This is a genomic window from Plantibacter elymi (nom. nud.) (genome assembly GCF_900177795.1).
Classification (GTDB): domain Bacteria; phylum Actinomycetota; class Actinomycetes; order Actinomycetales; family Microbacteriaceae; genus Plantibacter; species Plantibacter elymi.
The window spans coordinates 833,196-849,342 of the sequence record NZ_FXWJ01000001.1; the positions used below are offsets into that span (position 1 = coordinate 833,196).

Sequence of the window (16,147 nt, forward strand, 5' to 3'; positions counted from 1 at the left end):
CTTGCGCCGCACTGCCGCAGCGCACACCCAAGAGGAGAAAGCGATGAAGCTGAGAACCCCACTGCTGGCCGCGTTCGCGGCCACAGCCCTGCTGCTCACCGGATGCACCGGTGGCGGCGGGTCGAGCGACGGCCCCGAGAGCGGCGCCGCCCTGACGATCGCGAAGCCGGACGGCTCGATCGCCACCGAGTCCAACAACCCCTACGTCGGCGATTCGTCCGCCATGAAGCTCGGCTACATCAACGCGATCCTGGAGCCGCTCGCGATCGTCAACCTCGTCGACCCGAGCGCCGAGGTGAAGCCCTGGCTCGCCTCCGAGATCGCCTGGTCGGACGACTACACCTCCGTCGCGCTGACCGCGCGGGAGGGCGTCACCTGGAACGACGGCGAGGCGTTCAGCGCCGACGACATCGCGTTCACCTTCCAGCAGTTCATCGACCACCCGGAGCTCGACAACTCGGCCCTCGGCCTCACCACGGTCGCGACCGAAGGCGACACCGTCACCCTCTCGTTCACGAACCCCATGTTCGTGAAGCAGGACAAGGTGCTCCTCAAGCAGATCGTCCCGAAGCACGTGTGGGAGTCCGTCGACGACCCCGCCACCTTCGAGAACCCGGAGCCCGTCGGCACCGGCCCGTACACCCTCACGAGCTTCAGCACCGAGAGCGTCGAGCTCTCCGCTCGCGACGACTACTGGGGTGAGCAGCCGGCCGTGCCGACGCTCTACCACGTGTCGTACAACGACAACACGGCCCTCACCACCGCCCTCGCGAACGGCGACGCCGACTGGGCGCAGGCCTTCATCCCGAACGTGCAGTCCGCGTACCTCGACAAGGACAAGGAGCACAACGTCTACTGGGCGGCCGCCGGTCTCGCCGTCGACACGATGTTCGTGAACACGCAGACGAAGCCGTTCAACGACCCCGCGTTCCGCCAGGCGGTGAACCTCGTCATCGACCGCGAGCAGCACCAGCAGATCGCCCGTGAGGGTGGCGTCCCCGAGCTCAGCTCGGTGACCGGCCTCCCGACCCCGGCGGGTGACGCGTTCATCGCCTCCGAGTTCGAGGGCGAGGACTACACCGTCGACGCGAAGGCCGCGAAGCAGGTCCTGACCGACGCCGGCTACACCTGGGAGGACGACGTCCTCACCGACCCGTCCGGCGAGGCCGTCACCTTCACGCTGTCGGTGCCGCAGGGCTGGAACGACTACGTGACCGGCATCAGCCTCATCGCCGACTCGGTCAAGACGCTGGGCGTCACCGCCATGGTCGACACGCCCGACCAGGACACCTGGTGGGCGGCGAAGTCGGACGGCGACTTCCAGGCCATCCTGCACTGGACCGACACCGGCGCGACGCCGTACGACCTGTACTCCGACATCATGGACGGCCGCTGGCTCGTCGCCGAGGGTGAGGCGGCCGACTTCAACTTCGGTCGGTACGACAGCCCGGAGGCCACCGCGGCGCTCGCGGCCTACGCCAACGCGACGGACGACGCCACGCGCGCAGCCGCCCTCGAGACCGTGCAGAAGCTGTTCGTCTCCGACGTCCCGGCCATGCCGATCGGCACGCGTCCGTTCATCGGTTCGTACAACACGCGGAACTACACCGGATGGCCGAGCGAGGACGACCCCTACGCGCCCGCCGACCCGACGCAGCCGACCGCGGTCTACATCCTCACGCAGCTCAAGGCCGCGAAGTAGGCACGAGCACCACACCGACGGGCGGGGCGCTCATCCGCCCCGCCCGTCACCTCCCGCATGCGCAACGGCATGCACCGCGATCAGCACAGAACGGACTCATGCAGTGACCAACGACGACCTGCTGACGGTGTCCTCCTTCAGCGTCACCTACGACGTGGAACCACCCGTCGAAGCCGTGCGCGACGTCTCGCTCACCCTCCGCCGCGGCGAGATCCTCGGCCTCGCCGGCGAGTCCGGCTGCGGCAAGACCACCCTCGCCTACGGCCTGCAACGGCTCCTCAAACCACCGGCGGTCATCACGGGCGGTACCGCCGTCTTCCACGACGAGTCCGGCGAGGACATCGACCTCGGCCGGCTGGGCGAGGAGGAGATGCGTGCGTTCCGCTGGGACAAGGCCTCCATGGTGTTCCAGGGCGCGATGAACGCCCTCAACCCGGTCACCTCGATCGGCCGGCAGCTCGACGACGTCTTCACCACGCACCGCCGGGGCATGTCACGCGCCGAACGCCGCGAGGAGGCGGGCAAGCTGCTCGACATCGTCGGGGTCGGCCGCGACCGCCTGAAGTCCTACCCGCACGAGCTCTCCGGCGGCATGCGCCAGCGGGTCATGATCGCGATGGCGCTCGCCCTGAAACCGCAGCTGATGATCATGGACGAGCCGACCACCGCGCTCGACGTACTCGTCCAGCGCGAGATCCTCCAGCAGATCTCCGACCTCCGCACCGAGTTCGGGTTCTCGGTCATCTTCATCACCCACGACCTCCCGCTGCTCCTCGAGATCTCCGACCGCATCGCCGTCATGCGTGCCGGCCGACTCGTCGAGATCGACACGGCGGAACGCATCTACCGACAGGCGAAGGACCCGTACACGCGGAAGCTGCTCGCGTCCTTCCCGAGCCTCACCGGCGAGCGCGGCGACTTCGTCCGCGGGACCAGTGCGGCCACGTCGGCCACCCAGGCAGGAGTGACCGCATGACCACCCTCGAGTTCTCGCACGTCTCGAAGCGCTACCGGGTCCGTGGCTCCGGTCACATGCTCGCGCTCGACGACGTCAGTTTCACCCTGCGGTCGGGCCAGACGCTCGCCCTCGTCGGACAGTCCGGCAGTGGCAAGTCGACCATCGCGAAGATCCTCACCCAGTTGGAGCGGGCGACGAGCGGCGACATCCTGCTCGACGGCAAGGCCATCCCGCGTCGTGGTCGTGCACTCCGCCGCTACCGCCAGCAGGTCCGCATGGTCTTCCAGGACCCGTTCGCCTCGCTGAACCCGTCCCACACGATCCGTCACCACCTGGAGCGACCGCTGCGCCTCGACCACGTCGTCCCCGAGTCCGAGGTCGAGGATGAGGTGCACCGCCTCCTCGAGCGCGTGCAGCTCGATCCGGCCGGCACGATCGACCGTCGGCCCCACGAACTGTCCGGCGGTCAGCGCCAGCGGGTCGCCATCGCCCGTGCGCTCGCGTCGCGTCCGTCCCTCCTCATCGCCGACGAGCCTGTCTCGATGCTCGACGTCTCCATCCGACTGGGTGTCCTCAACCTCCTGGCCGAGCTGCAGCGCGAGTCGCAACTCGGCGTGCTCTACATCACGCACGACCTCGCGACCGCGCGGCACTTCAGCGACGAGATCATGGTCCTGCACCACGGCGAAGTGGTCGAGCGGGGCCCGGCGGACGACGTGATCCTCCGCCCGCAGCACCCCTACACGCTCGCCCTCCGCAACGCGTCGCCCGACCCCGACCGCCACTTCGCGGGAACGGAGACCATCGCATGACCTTCTTCCTCCGTCGCGCCGCCTTCTACGCGTTCACCGCGTGGGCCGCGATCACGATCAACTTCTTCCTGCCGCGGATGCTCAAGGGCGACCCCGTCTCGGCGTACATCGCGAAGAACCAGGGCCGCATCAGCCCCGAGGCAGCGGACTCACTGCGCACCCTGTTCGGACTCGACGCCGACAAGTCGATGCTCGAGCAGTACCTCGACTACTGGCGGCTCCTCTTCTCGGGCGACCTCGGACGGTCCTTCTCGAAGGGCCTGGCGCCCGTCACCGACGTGATCGCCGCAGCCCTGCCCTGGACCGTGGGCCTCGTCGGGATCGCGACGATCCTGTCGTTCGTCCTCGGCACCTCCATCGGCGCCCTCATCGGCTGGCGACGCGGCAGCAAGGCGGACTTCATCGTCCCGCTGTCCACCTTCTTCTCGACGGTGCCGTACTTCTGGATGGGCCTCATCGCGATCGCGGTGTTCTCCACCCTCCTCGGCTGGTTCCCCGCCTCACACGCCTACGGCAAGGGGTCGAGGCCCGAGTTCTCACTCGACTTCTTCGGGCAGGTGATCGCGCACGGCTTCCTCCCGGCGGCGACGATCGTGCTCGCCTCGCTCGGCGGTTGGATCCTCGGCATGCGCAACATGATGGTCACCGTCCTCGACGAGGACTACGTGACCGTCGCCCAGGCGAAGGGGTTGCCGACCCGCCGAGTGCTCGTGGACTACGCCGCACGCAACGCGATGCTGCCGCAGCTGTCGAGCTTCGCCCTGTCGCTCGGCTTCATCGTCGGCGGCACGATCGTCATGGAGATGGTCTTCTCCTACCCGGGCGTCGGCAAGCTCCTGCTCGACGCCACGACGGCGAAGGACTACCCGCTCATGCAGGGGCTCTTCCTCGTCATCACGCTCACCGTCCTCGTTGCGAACATCCTGGCCGACGTCGCCTACGCGGTGCTCGACCCCCGCACCCGCCAGATGGAGTCCTGACATGACCATCCCCACCACCGAGGCCCTCGCCACCGCCGAGGCGCCCAAACCGACGCCGACGGGCCGCTCGGTCGCCGCCCGGTTCGCGTCGTCGTTCGCGATGTTCCGGAACGGCAAGTCGATCGCGGGGCTCTGCATCCTCGGCTTCTTCGTCCTCGTCGCGATCTTCGGCGACCTCATCGCGCCGTACGGCCCGCTCGAGAAGGACTTCACCGCGTTGCGTCAGGCCCCGTCGGCCGCGCACCTGCTGGGCACCACGCACATGGGCGAGGACGTCCTGAGCCAGCTGATCTACGGCACCCGCGGCGTGCTCCTCGTCGGCTTCCTGGCCGGGATCTTCGCGACGATCATCGCCGTCGCCATCGGGGTCACCGCCGGGTACGTCTCGGGGTTCACGAGCGAGTCGCTGTCCGCGCTGACGAACGTCTTCCTCGTCATCCCGGGGCTCCCGCTCATGATCATCGTGGCGTCCCAGTACGACAACCCGAGCCTGTTCCTCATCGCCGGTGTCCTGGCGCTCACCGGGTGGGCGTGGGGCGGCCGGGTGCTCCGCGCGCAGACGATGTCGCTGCGGAACCGTGACTTCATCCAGGCGGCGAAGGCGAACGGGGAGTCCCTCTTCCGGATCATCACCGTCGAGATGCTGCCGAACCTCACCGCGATCATCGCCTCGAGCTTCGTCGGGACGGTGACCGCTGCAGTGCTCGGGCTCACCACGCTCGCGTTCATCGGCGTCATCCCCATCACGAACCTCAACTGGGGCACCATCCTGTTCTGGGCGCAGCAGAACGGCGCGTTCCCCGACTTCTGGTGGTGGTACGTGCCCGCCGGTGTCTGCATCGCCCTGCTCGGCGTCGCGCTGTCGCTCATCAACTTCGGGATCGACGAGTACGTGAACCCGAGACTCCGCTCGGCGGGTGAACGCGCCAGGGCCCTCCGCAAGCGCGGGATCAAGCCCGGGGCGAGCGTCACCGCCGTCCGCACCGAGACGACCGGCCCGTCCACGATCACCGACACGACCCACACCGAACGCGCTGGAGCCACCGAACGATGAAGACCGATACCGCCCGCCACCTCGAGGACGCCCGCTACCTCGACCCCGCGCTGCCGATCACGGCCCGCGTCGACGACCTCGTCGAGCGGATGACCGTCCGTGAGAAGGTCGGGCAGATGATGCAGCTCGACGCGCGCGACGACATCGATGCGCACGTCCTCGAGACACACGTCGGCTCGATCCTGCACGCGTCACCGGAGCGTCTCGCGGTCGCGCATGAACTCGTCGGGCGGACGCGACTGCGGATCCCGCTGATCGTGGGGGAGGACTGCATCCACGGTCACTCCTTCCACCTCGGCGCGACGATCTTCCCGACGCAACTGGCCATGGCCGCGAGCTGGGACGCCGAGCTGCTCGAACGGGTCGCCAGGGCCACGGCCGTCGAGGTCGCCGCGACGGGTGTCCACTGGACGTTCTCGCCGGTGCTCTGCATCGCCCGCGACCTCCGCTGGGGGCGCGTCGGTGAGACCTTCGGCGAGGACCCGTTCCTCATCGGCGAGCTCGCGTCCGCGATGGTGCGCGGCTACCAGGGCGACGGCCTGTCCGACCCGACCGCCATCCTGGCGACGGCCAAGCACTTCGCCGGCTACTCCGAGACGCAGGGCGGGCGCGACGCGAGCGAAGCCGACATCTCCCCGCGCAAACTGCGGTCATGGTTCCTCCCGCCGTTCGAGCGGGTCGCCCGCGAGGGCTGCGCCAGCTTCATGCTCGGCTACCAGTCGATCGACGGGGTGCCGATCACGGTCAACGAGTGGCTGCTCAACGACGTCCTCCGTGGCGAGTGGGGGTACGAGGGGACGCTCATCACCGACTGGGACAACGTGGGCCGCATGGTCTGGGAGCAGCACGTGAGCCCGGACTACGTGCACGCCTCGGCTGCCGCGATTCGCGCCGGCAACGACATGGTGATGACCACGCCCGGCTTCTTCGAAGGTGCCCTGGAGGCGCTCGAGCGCGGGCTGCTCGAGGAGGCCGACCTCGACCGCGCGGTCCGTCGCATCCTCACCCTGAAGTTCGCGCTCGGCCTGTTCGAGCGTCCGCGGCACCCGGACGCCGCGGAGCAGCTCGCGGTGATCGGCTCGCCGGAGCACACCGAGCTCAACCTCGAGACCGCGCGGCGTTCCCTCGTCCTGCTCCGCAACGAGGGCGTGCTGCCGCTCGCCGGCGGCTACCAGGCGGACGAGGCAGGCAGGGCGATCGCGACGCCTGATGCCGGGCCGCAGCGCATCGCCGTCGTGGGTCCGCTCGCGGACGACGCGCAGATGCAGCTCGGCGACTGGGCGGGCAACTCCGGCCAGGCCGGTTGGTTGCCCGACGGCCAGCCGCGCGAGATGATCACCACCGTGGTCGACGGCCTGCATGCGGTCGCACCCGCCGGGAGCACGGTCACGACGGCGTTCGGAGCGGACATCCTCACGCTGTCACCCGACCCCGCGGGGGCGACCTTCCCCGACGGTCAGCCGCGTCCGCCGCTCGTCACGCCCGCGCGACCCGACGAGGCGCTCATCGCGGAAGCCGTCGCACTGGCCGAGGACGCCGACGTGGTCGTCGCCGTCGTGGGTGACCGCATCGAGCTCGTGGGGGAGGGCCGCTCCACCGCGACGCTCGAGCTCATCGGCGGACAGGTGGCACTGCTCGACGCCCTGGCCGCCACCGGCAAGCCGCTCGTCGTGGTCCTACTCGCCTCGAAGCCGCTCGTGCTGCCGCCGTCCGCGCTGCACGCCGACGCGATCGTGTGGGCGGCGAGCCCCGGCATGCAGGGTGGCCGCGCGATCGCGGAACTCCTGCTCGGTCTCATCGAGCCGACCGGCCGCCTGCCGATCTCCTTCGCGCGGCACGCCGGCCAGCAGCCGACGTACTACAACCAGATCCGCGGCCAGCACGGCGACCGGTACGCCGACCTCACCCAGGAGCCCGCGTTCGCGTTCGGCGACGGGCTGTCCTACTCGAGCGTCGAGTACGGCGAGCCGCGCCTCGACCAAGCCGTCTACGGACGTGACGCCACCGTGCGCGCCGAGGTCGAGGTGCACAACAGCGGTTCGCGACCCGTCCTCGAGACGGTGCAGGTGTACGTCAGCGACCTCGTCACCTCGGTCAGCTGGGCCGACCAGGAGCTGAAGACCTTCCGTCAGGTCGCGATCCAACCGGGCGACACGGCGACGGTCACGATCGAACTGCCCGTCGCCGACTGCTCCATCGTCGACGCGAGGGGACGGCGGGTCGTCGAAGCGGGCGAGTTCGAGCTGCGGGTGGGCGGCTCCTCACGGGCCGATGCGCTGCACGCGGTCCGCTTCACCATCGCCGACTGAGCCGTCGGCCGCCGGAACCCTCGCGGGGCCGCACGAAGTCCCTCCTGTTTCGTGCGGCACCCGTGAGCGGTCCCGAGGACTACGCCAGTTCGTCCACGTCAGCGCGGACGGTGACCTCGCCACCGTTGGCGCCGTGCATCAGGTCCTCGAGCAGGGGGCGGTCCATCTCGAACGTCTCATCCGAATCGAAGCTGAACTGCAGCGGGATCGACGGGTGCAGCCAGAGCGTGACGCGGCCGCGCTCCGTCGAGGTGTCGCGCAGGGTCACCGAGAACGACTCGTTCCGGCGGAGCTTCATGAGGGTGATGGTCTTGACGTGAGCCAGCATCCGGTCTTCGAGGTGGAACCGGTTCTCGCCCGTGCCGTATACGATCGCGCCCATGTGCTGTGCCCTTCTCCGGGCCTCCGACGATCGACACGGCGAGATGCGCCGGTGTCGAGCGGCCAGCCTGGAGACCCACTTCAATGTCCGCCGAACAAGTGTAGGAAACTTGAAATCGTCGCTCTGAACTGTTGATTTCCAGGTGTCGGCTGCGCTATGCCAGCTTCCGCTGGCGAGGCGGTCAGGACAGCAGGTCGGGGTCCTGTCCCTGGGGGAGTGCCGAGGACGGCGTGTCCTGCGAAGGACCGTCCGGTGTGCCCATCGCGATGCCGATCCCGGGGCCGATCAGGATGGTGATGGGCTCCAGCTGACCCTCACCGCGGTCGACCTGCAGCCACCGGAACTGTCCGGCGGAGATGCTGTCGAGCACCTCGGCGCGGAACTCGTCCGGATCCTCGACGGCGATCGAGTACGGAAGTCCCTGGTAGACGATCTCCATGCGGCTCATGCGACTTGTCCTGTCCGGCTCGGAGCGGGCTCCGCGATGACCGAGAGGCCGTGGGCGGAGTTCGCCGTGACGTTGAGCGCGTCGATCCACGCGCGGTTGAGGTCGATCGGGACACTGCCCGAGTACTTGAAACGCAATGGCACCGAGGGGTGGATCCAGATGACGCTGCGTCCGTCGCCGGCGCGCGGGTCGTCCTTCCAACCGAAGTAGAAGGCCTCGTTCCGGCGGAGCTTCGCACCGATCACGAACTGCAGGTGCGCAAGCAGCCGGTCCTCGAAGGTGATCGAGACCTCAGAACCGTAGATCAGTTTTCCCATGGCGGGCCGTGCTCTCCTCGTTGTGCGTCACGCGGTGTCTATCGCGGTGTCGCTTCACCTTAAGACTCTCGGCTCCGAAAACCCAGCTGGCGGCCGCGCGGGCACGGATGGGACGCTTCGGCGTCGATGTCAAGGGCCCCGGGGTCGACAGGTACGGTGCGTAACCTGCCGTGCAGGAGGTGCCAACCATGGCAACAGCAGAGAAGACCAGCAAGACCGAGAGCACGACCCGATCGGCTCCCGGAGGATCCGGGCCGAAGCCCACCCGTCGGCAGAACGCCGAGAAGGGCTTCGTCGCGTCGAAGGAACTCGACGCCAACATGCAGGCCGTCCTCGTCGACCTCATCGAGTTGTCGATCCAGGGCAAGCAGGCGCACTGGAACGTCATCGGACGCAACTTCCGCGACACGCACCTGCAGCTCGACGAGATCATCGACGCCGCGCGCGAGTTCAGCGACACCGTCGCGGAGCGCATGCGTGCCCTGCACGCCGTGCCGGACGGCCGCAGCGACATCGTCGCCGAGACCACGACGCTGCCCGAGTACCCGCAGGGCGAAATCGACACCTCGGAGACGATCGACCTGATCACCGTCCGACTCGAGGCGGTCGTCGGCACGATGCGTCGGGTCCACGACGACGTCGACGATGAGGACCCGACGAGCGCGGACATCCTCCACGCGATCATCCAGCAGCTGGAGCAGTTCGCGTGGATGATCAGCGCGGAGAACCGGACGGCGACCCGCAGTCGTTGATCTGCAGTCGGTGACCCTGGGCGGCGCCCGACGACCACGCGTCGTCGGCAGCGCCGCCCGGTCGTTCATCGACGACCAAGGGCCGGCGACGACTACTCGTCGTCGGCGCCGCCACCCGACGCCGTGTCCTCGCCGTCGTTCGGCTCGGAGCCGTCGGAGCCCGAACCGTCGGGGATCTCTTCCGCGTCGGGACGTGAGGATGATGCAGATGCGTTCGTCATGTTCGCTTCCTTCCTGGTTGTCGCCATCGGAGATGACCAGACCAACGCTAGGCCGCCGAGCTGATCGGCGCGTGGGGGTTGACGCTTCGACAGGGCCAGACCACCATGGCGGCTGTGATGAGCGGCGATGAGGTGACCGGGCGCGAGACCCCGACGGGGAGCATCCGCACACCGAAGCAACGGGTCGGCGCGTGGATCATGCCCGCACTGCGTCCGTGGCGCCTCATGCTCGCGCTCAAGGTCGCCATCGCGGCCACCGCCGCCTGGTTCCTCGGCAGCCTGCTCCCGGGCGAGCTCGGAGACTTCTCCTACTACGCCCCGCTCGGCGCCCTCGTGAGCCTCACACCGACGCTCATGGACTCGGTGCGCTCGAGCCTGCAGACCCTCATCGGCCTGGGCCTCGGCATCGGACTCGCGTGGCTCCTCATCATCTCGCCCGCGCCCGGCTGGGTGTCCGTCTCACTGTCGGTCGGTCTCGGCACGCTGCTCGCCGGTCTGCCGGGACTCGGACAGGGCCGTGACTACGTCCCCATCGCGGCGCTGTTCGTCATCATCATCGGCGGAGCCAACGCCAACGACTTCTCGGTCGGCTACCTCGTGCAGATGGCCCTCGGCGTGCTCGTCGGGCTCCTCGTGAACCTGCTCATCATGCCGCCGTTGTTCGTCCGCGAGTCGGCAGCCGGGATCTCGGCCGCGCGGTCGCGGATGGTCGGCGCGCTCCGGAGCATGTCGGACACCCTCCGATCCGAGTCGGCACCGACCCCGGACGACCCGCCGTCCTGGGACAGCTCACTGCTCGCCATCCGGCACGACGTCGACGCAGCCCGCGGGCTGATGAAGGACGCCGCGGAGAGCCGCCGGGCCAATCCGCGCACGCGGTGGAACCGGCACGACTTCCGCGGGGATGAGGGGGCGCTCGCCGCCCTCGAACGGATCGCGCCGGTGGTCGTGGAGATCGGTGACGCCCTGCGTGCGGCGCTCTGGGGGATCCCGGTGCCGGTCGACCTCGACGAGGGCGTCCGGAGCGCGCTCGCCGATGCGATCGACGCCTCGGCCGACCTCGTCGAGGCCGCGATCGACGACGAGCGGCTCTCCGAGGCGCTGCGTGCCTCCGACCAGGCGCTGACGACGCTGCGACGGGCGGTGCGCTCGGCGCACGCGGGCGCGAACGGGGCGGCGGGTCGGGAGCCGGACGACGACGACCCGGCGGAGGATGCGGGCGGCGAGAACCTGCTGTTCGCGCTGCGCCGCATCCACGCCGAGATCGAACGCTCGGAGCGGTCGCCCGACGCCTGAGCGGCGCCCGGCGCGCGGTCCTCAGAGGATCGGCTTGCCGCCGGTCACCGCGATGACGGCGCCCGAGATGTAGCTCCCCTCGTCCGAGGCGAGCAGCACGTAGGGCGGAGCGACCTCGGCAGGCTGGCCCGGACGCCCGAGCGGGGTGTCCGTTCCGAACGACTCGACCGTCTCGGGCGGCATCGTCGACGGGATCAGAGGCGTCCAGATCGGGCCGGGGGCGACCGCGTTCACGCGGATCCCGTCGCCGCCGAGCATCTGGGCGAGCGAAGCGGTCATGCTCGCGAGCCCCGCCTTGGTCATGGCGTAGGGCATGAGCTGCGGCGACGGCGAGTCGGCCTGCACCGAGCTCGTCGCGATGATCGAGGAGCCCGGAGCCATGTGCGGGACGGCCGCCTTGCTCAGGTGGAAGAACGCGCTCAGGTTCGTGGCGAGCGTGTGGTCCCATTCCTCGTCCGGGATCTCGGCCAGGCTCTCCCGGGTCATCTGGTACGCGGCGTTGCTCACGAGGATGTCGACCTTGCCGAAGCGTTCGACCGTCGTGCGGACGATCTCACGGCAGTGCTCGGGGCTCGTGAGGTCCCCACCGATGCTGAGGGCGGTCCGGCCGGCCTCCTCGACCCAGCGGACCGTGTCGGCCGCGTCCTCGTCCTCGTCGAGGTAGCTGACGACGACGTCCGCCCCTTCGCGGGCGTAGGCGATGGCAACCGCCTTGCCGATACCGCTGTCGCCGCCGGTGATGATGGCGACCTTGCCCTCGAGTTTGCCCGAACCCCGGTAGCCGGTCTCGCCGTGGTCGGCCTGCGGCGTGAGCGCTCCCTCGGTCCCGGGCGGCTGCTGCTGCTGAGCGGGCTGGTTCATGGTGTTCCTCCCTGTGCTGCTGTGCGTGCCAGCATGCTGTGGTTGCGGTCCGTCCACCCAAGCCGATCCGAGCGATCCGCCTCCAGGGGTTGACGCCCGCCCGGCACCAGGCGTCCCGCGCTAGCAGCCGCGTGGCGGGGCCGCCAGCCCCGGCGATTCGGAGGCGCGGCTCGTAGGGTGAAGCGCATGACCGCAGCTGGCGAGGATCTCCGTTCGTACGCACCGATCGGGGACGGCCGCACCGTCGCCCTCATCGGACTCCGTGGCCAGGTCGACTGGCTGCCGATCCCCGACCTCGGCTCCATGCCGGTGTTCGCCCGGCTGCTCGACGACGACTCCGGCGGGTGCATCGAGCTCGAGCCGGTCGGCGAGTACACCGTCACGCGGCGCTACGTGTCCGGCACCAACGTGTTGCGCACGACCTTCACGACCGAGCACGGGCGTGCGACGATCACGGACGCACTCGTCACGGGCATCGCAGGGCGCCTGCCTTGGGCCGAACTCGCGCGCCGGATCGACGGGGTGTCCGGCAGCGTCGAGTTCACCTGGCGCGTCCGGCCAGGGACCGCGCTGGGCACGGCCTCACCCTGGATCGAGGACAGCACGCGCGGCCCCATCATCCGCTCCGGCGCGACGACGATCGCGGTCGTCGGCGACGAGTACGGGCCGGAGGCGGTCGAGGTCGACGGAGCCATGCCGACGGAGCTCTCCGGTCGCTTCACGACGACCGAGAAGTCCCGTCACCTGCTGATCATCGTCGCGACCCACGGTGAGCCGATCCACTTGCCGGTCCCGGCGAACGTCGACGTCGGCATCGATCGGACCATCGACAACTGGCGCGCCTGGTCCCGGGCCTTCTCCTACGAAGGCCCCTGGGCGGATCAGGTGCAGCGCAGTGCGCTCGCCCTGAAACTGCTCATCTTCAGTCCGACCGGTGCCATCGCCGCGGCCGCCACGACCTCGCTGCCGGAGAACCCGCGCGGGGCCAAGAACTGGGACTACCGCTTCGCCTGGGTGCGCGACCTCGCCTACACCGCGCACGCGCTCGTCCGCTTCGGCCTCCGTGAGGAGACGCACGCCGCCGTGTCGTGGCTGCTGCGCACCATCCGCGAGAACGGGCCGGAGCTGCACATCTTCTACGGACTCGAGGGCGGTGTGCCCGACGGTGTGGTCGAGCACGACGTCGCCGGCTGGCGTGGCATCGGTCCGGTGGTCAGTGGGAATCCGGCCCAGGGGCAGTTGCAGCTCGGCGTCTACGGCGACCTCTTCGCGATCTGCCGCACCTACGTCGACGCCGGCAACGTCCTCGACGTCGAGACCGGCCGTCTCCTCGCCGAGGTCGCCGACCGCACCTGCGACCTGTGGCGGAACCGCGACGCCGGCATGTGGGAGCTGCCCCAGGAGGAGCACTACGTGTCGTCGAAGATGGGGTGCTGGCAGGCGCTCGGTGATGCGGTGCACCTGGCGGAGCTCGGGCAGGTCGCCGGCAGTGCCGACCGCTGGCGCACCGAGCAGACCCGCATCCGGGAATGGATCGACGAGCACGGGTGGAACGAGGAACGCGGGGCGTACGTCATGTTCCCCGGGAGCGACGACCTCGACGCCTCCGTGCTGCTGCACGCGATGAGCGGGTTCGACCGCGGTGACCGGATGTCCTCGACGATCGACGCGCTGACGGCCGAACTCGGCGAGGGGGCGCTGCTGTACCGATACTCGGGCGTGCAGCAGGAGGAGTACACCTTCGTCGCCTGTGCGTTCTGGCGGGCCTCCGCGCTCGCCTGCGTCGGTCGTCTCGAGGAGGCGATCGCGGCCATGGACGAGCTCGTCGACATGACCAACGACGTCGGGATCCTCGCCGAGATGATCGACCCGGCCGACGGCGCGCACTGGGGCAACCTGCCGCAGGCGCTGAGCCACCTCGCGCTCATCAACGCGGCCCTCACGATCAAGGAGCTCAACGAGGAGGATTGAAGTCCCCGGTCCCTGAGCTGCGCCGCACTGAGCCTGTCGAAGTGTCGAAGGGCACGCACGCGGGTACCCGCCCGATGCTGGGAAAGCAAGCCCCGCAGGGACACCCGTCCGGGTCCGTACCGTGGAGGCGATGGATGTTCACCCACAGGTCTTCCGAGACACCCCCGCGATCCTCGTCGAGAGCATCTGGTGGGACGCCCGCATCGACGAGGTCGTCTGGGTCGACATCACCGCGGGCACGCTCCATCGTGGTCCGATCGACGGAGCCGTCGACGGCAGTGACGACCGCGTCACCGAACTCCCACCGCCGCTGAGCGCCGTGCAGCCGCGTGCCGCGGGCGGCTACATCGCCGCACTCGGTGACCGCATCGTCACCCTCGACGACGACGGGCTCATCGCCGAGACCCTGGCGAAGCTCGACCACGTCCACGCCGGCCTGCGCAGTAACGAGGCGAAGGTCGACCCGTTCGGCCGGTTCCTCGTCGGCTCCATGAACGTCACCACCGGCGAACCGAATGCCGCCCTGTACCTGCTCGACGACACCGGACTCCGCACACTCCTCGGCGGCTTCGGCGTCACCAACGGCTTCGAGTGGTCCGACGACGGTCGCACCGTCTACGCGACCGACACCACCGTGAAGACGGTCTACCGGGCGAGCACGGGAGAAGACGGCCGACTCGGGCCGCTGGAGCCCTTCCTCGTCGGCTACGACTCCGACGGCCTCGCGCTCGACACCGAGGGTCGGTTCTGGAACGGCGTCAACGGCGGTGGTCGCGTGCTCCGGTGGAGCCCGGACAGCACCGTCGAGGATGAGCTGAGCGTGCCCGCCCCAGGCGTCACCTCGGTGGCCTTCGGTGGGCCCGAGCTCACGACGCTCTTCGTCGGAACGGCCCGCGAGAACCTCACCGAGGCGGACCTGGTGGACGCACCGCTCAGCGGCGGCATCTTCCGATTCGACGGACTCGCGACCGGCCGACCCGTCAATTCCTACGGACGCCGATCGACCTCGGTGCCCGACCCGGCGACCGACCGCATCTGACCTGAACCATTCCGACCTGTCCGACCACGACCGAACACTGAACGAGAGGACCATCACCATGGCCAACGACCAGTACACCTTCACCGACCCGGCGAAGCTCTACGCCCACATCACCGCCGAGAAGCAGCACCAGCCCGAGCCGGGTCTCGACGCGAAGCTCGACCCGAAGGCCGACCTCGGCGAGGAGAGCTACCGCGGCTCGGGCCGCCTCACCGGCCGGAAGGCGCTCATCACCGGCGGCGACTCCGGTATCGGTGCCGCCACCGCGATCGCCTTCGCCCGCGAGGGCGCCTCGGTCGCTCTGTCCTACCTCCCGGAGGAGGAAGAGGACGCGCAGCGCATCGCCGGCATCGTCCGCGAGGCCGGCGTCACTGTCCTCACGCTGCCGGGCGACCTGCGCGACCCGTCCTACTGCCGCGACCTCGTCGCGCAGACGGTCGAGGGCCTCGGAGGACTCGACATCCTCGTGAACAACGGCGGCAAGCAGATGTTCAACGAGGACCTCACCACCCTCACGGATGAGCAGTTCGACGACACCTTCAAGACCAACGTCTACGCGATGTTCTGGCTCTCGAAGGCCGCCCTCCCGCACCTTCCGGCCGGCTCGTCCATCATCAACACGACGTCGATCCAGGCGTACTCGCCCTCCGACATCCTCGTGGACTACGCGTCGACCAAGGCGACCATCAACGCCTTCACGAAGGCGCTGGCGCAGCAGCTCGCGCCCAAGGGCATCCGCGTCAACGCGGTCGCGCCCGGCCCCATCTGGACGCCGCTCCAGGTGTCGGACGGTCAGCCGCAGGACAAGATCGCCGAGTTCGGCGAGGACACCCCGCTCGGCCGCATGGGCCAGCCGGCCGAGCTCGCACCCGCCTACGTGTTCCTCGCGTCGGCGGAGTCGTCCTACGTCCTCGGCGAGACCCTGAACGTCAACGGCGGTATGCCCACGCCGTAACCCCGTCCCACCCCACAGCAGCCCGCGAACTGTCAGTTGCGGCTAGTCAGACCACCATCCGACTAACTTCTTCTGACAGTTCGCGGGCTG

16 protein-coding genes are annotated in these 16,147 nt (G+C 69.2%); 11 read left to right on the forward strand and 5 right to left on the reverse strand.

All coding sequences use genetic code 11. From position 1 onward, the window contains the following. Positions 1-43 precede the first annotated feature (43 nt). The 6 genes from CCK91_RS04035 (at position 44) to CCK91_RS04060 (ending at position 7,815) form a co-directional block, all read left to right on the forward strand. Complete coding sequence (locus tag CCK91_RS04035; protein WP_086472950.1) at positions 44-1,702, forward strand: ABC transporter substrate-binding protein; 1,659 nt, start codon at positions 44-46, stop codon at positions 1,700-1,702. A gap of 103 nt (positions 1,703-1,805) precedes the next feature. Continuing rightward, positions 1,806-2,678 (forward strand): ABC transporter ATP-binding protein, encoded by an 873-nt coding sequence (locus CCK91_RS04040; RefSeq protein WP_086472951.1) that lies wholly within the window; start codon positions 1,806-1,808, stop codon positions 2,676-2,678. Beyond that, the gene (locus CCK91_RS04045) at positions 2,675-3,472 is read left to right on the forward strand and encodes an ABC transporter ATP-binding protein (RefSeq protein ID WP_086472952.1); all 798 of its coding nucleotides are present in this window, start codon (positions 2,675-2,677) and stop codon (positions 3,470-3,472) included. Before CCK91_RS04040 ends, CCK91_RS04045 begins: the two co-directional genes overlap by 4 nt. Beyond that, entirely contained in the window at positions 3,469-4,452 is a 984-nt protein-coding gene (locus CCK91_RS04050) for an ABC transporter permease (RefSeq protein WP_079704856.1), read from the forward strand. Before CCK91_RS04045 ends, CCK91_RS04050 begins: the two co-directional genes overlap by 4 nt. 7 nt (positions 4,453-4,459) lie before the next feature. After that, complete coding sequence (locus tag CCK91_RS04055; RefSeq protein ID WP_369821871.1) at positions 4,460-5,506, forward strand: ABC transporter permease; 1,047 nt, start codon at positions 4,460-4,462, stop codon at positions 5,504-5,506. Continuing rightward, positions 5,503-7,815, forward strand: a complete 2,313-nt coding sequence (locus tag CCK91_RS04060) for a glycoside hydrolase family 3 N-terminal domain-containing protein (RefSeq protein ID WP_086472954.1) — start codon at positions 5,503-5,505, stop codon at positions 7,813-7,815. Before CCK91_RS04055 ends, CCK91_RS04060 begins: the two co-directional genes overlap by 4 nt. A gap of 79 nt (positions 7,816-7,894) precedes the next feature. Here the strand turns inward: CCK91_RS04060 and CCK91_RS04065 are convergent, their stop codons facing one another. The 3 genes from CCK91_RS04065 to CCK91_RS04075 all read right to left on the reverse strand — a co-directional run bounded on the left by CCK91_RS04065 (position 7,895) and on the right by CCK91_RS04075 (position 8,962). Then, positions 7,895-8,197: a DUF7882 family protein gene (locus tag CCK91_RS04065; protein WP_086472955.1), complete on the reverse strand. Its 303-nt coding sequence runs from the start codon at positions 8,195-8,197 to the stop codon at positions 7,895-7,897. Positions 8,198-8,378: 181 nt separating this feature from the next. Beyond that, the gene (locus CCK91_RS04070) at positions 8,379-8,645 is read right to left on the reverse strand and encodes a hypothetical protein (protein WP_086472956.1); all 267 of its coding nucleotides are present in this window, start codon (positions 8,643-8,645) and stop codon (positions 8,379-8,381) included. Then, positions 8,642-8,962 (reverse strand): DUF7882 family protein, encoded by a 321-nt coding sequence (locus CCK91_RS04075; protein WP_064297077.1) that lies wholly within the window; start codon positions 8,960-8,962, stop codon positions 8,642-8,644. Before CCK91_RS04075 ends, CCK91_RS04070 begins: the two co-directional genes overlap by 4 nt. A gap of 188 nt (positions 8,963-9,150) precedes the next feature. Here CCK91_RS04075 and CCK91_RS04080 point away from each other — a divergent pair, with 188 nt between their 5' ends. Next, positions 9,151-9,714 carry a Dps family protein gene (locus CCK91_RS04080; protein WP_086472957.1) on the forward strand — a complete coding sequence of 188 codons (564 nt, stop codon included), beginning with the start codon at positions 9,151-9,153 and terminating at the stop codon, positions 9,712-9,714. Between the two features lie 92 nt (positions 9,715-9,806). Here the strand turns inward: CCK91_RS04080 and CCK91_RS20035 are convergent, their stop codons facing one another. Next, a complete protein-coding gene (locus CCK91_RS20035; protein ID WP_255377977.1) occupies positions 9,807-9,935 on the reverse strand; it encodes a hypothetical protein in 129 nt (42 codons plus the stop codon). A gap of 117 nt (positions 9,936-10,052) precedes the next feature. On the opposite strand from CCK91_RS20035, the gene CCK91_RS04085 reads away from it, so the two are divergent. Then, a complete protein-coding gene (locus CCK91_RS04085; protein ID WP_086472958.1) occupies positions 10,053-11,231 on the forward strand; it encodes an FUSC family protein in 1,179 nt (392 codons plus the stop codon). A gap of 21 nt (positions 11,232-11,252) precedes the next feature. Here CCK91_RS04085 and CCK91_RS04090 read toward each other — a convergent pair whose 3' ends face one another. Beyond that, entirely contained in the window at positions 11,253-12,092 is an 840-nt protein-coding gene (locus CCK91_RS04090; protein WP_086472959.1) for an SDR family oxidoreductase, read from the reverse strand. Positions 12,093-12,278: 186 nt separating this feature from the next. Here CCK91_RS04090 and CCK91_RS04095 point away from each other — a divergent pair, with 186 nt between their 5' ends. From CCK91_RS04095 to CCK91_RS04105, 3 genes are all read left to right on the forward strand, one after another. Then, complete coding sequence (locus CCK91_RS04095) at positions 12,279-14,063, forward strand: glycoside hydrolase family 15 protein (protein WP_086472960.1); 1,785 nt, start codon at positions 12,279-12,281, stop codon at positions 14,061-14,063. A 130-nt stretch (positions 14,064-14,193) separates the two neighbouring features. Beyond that, positions 14,194-15,102 (forward strand): SMP-30/gluconolactonase/LRE family protein, encoded by a 909-nt coding sequence (locus CCK91_RS04100; protein ID WP_086472961.1) that lies wholly within the window; start codon positions 14,194-14,196, stop codon positions 15,100-15,102. A 58-nt stretch (positions 15,103-15,160) separates the two neighbouring features. Continuing rightward, positions 15,161-16,057 (forward strand): SDR family oxidoreductase, encoded by an 897-nt coding sequence (locus tag CCK91_RS04105; protein WP_086472962.1) that lies wholly within the window; start codon positions 15,161-15,163, stop codon positions 16,055-16,057. Positions 16,058-16,147 lie beyond the last annotated feature (90 nt).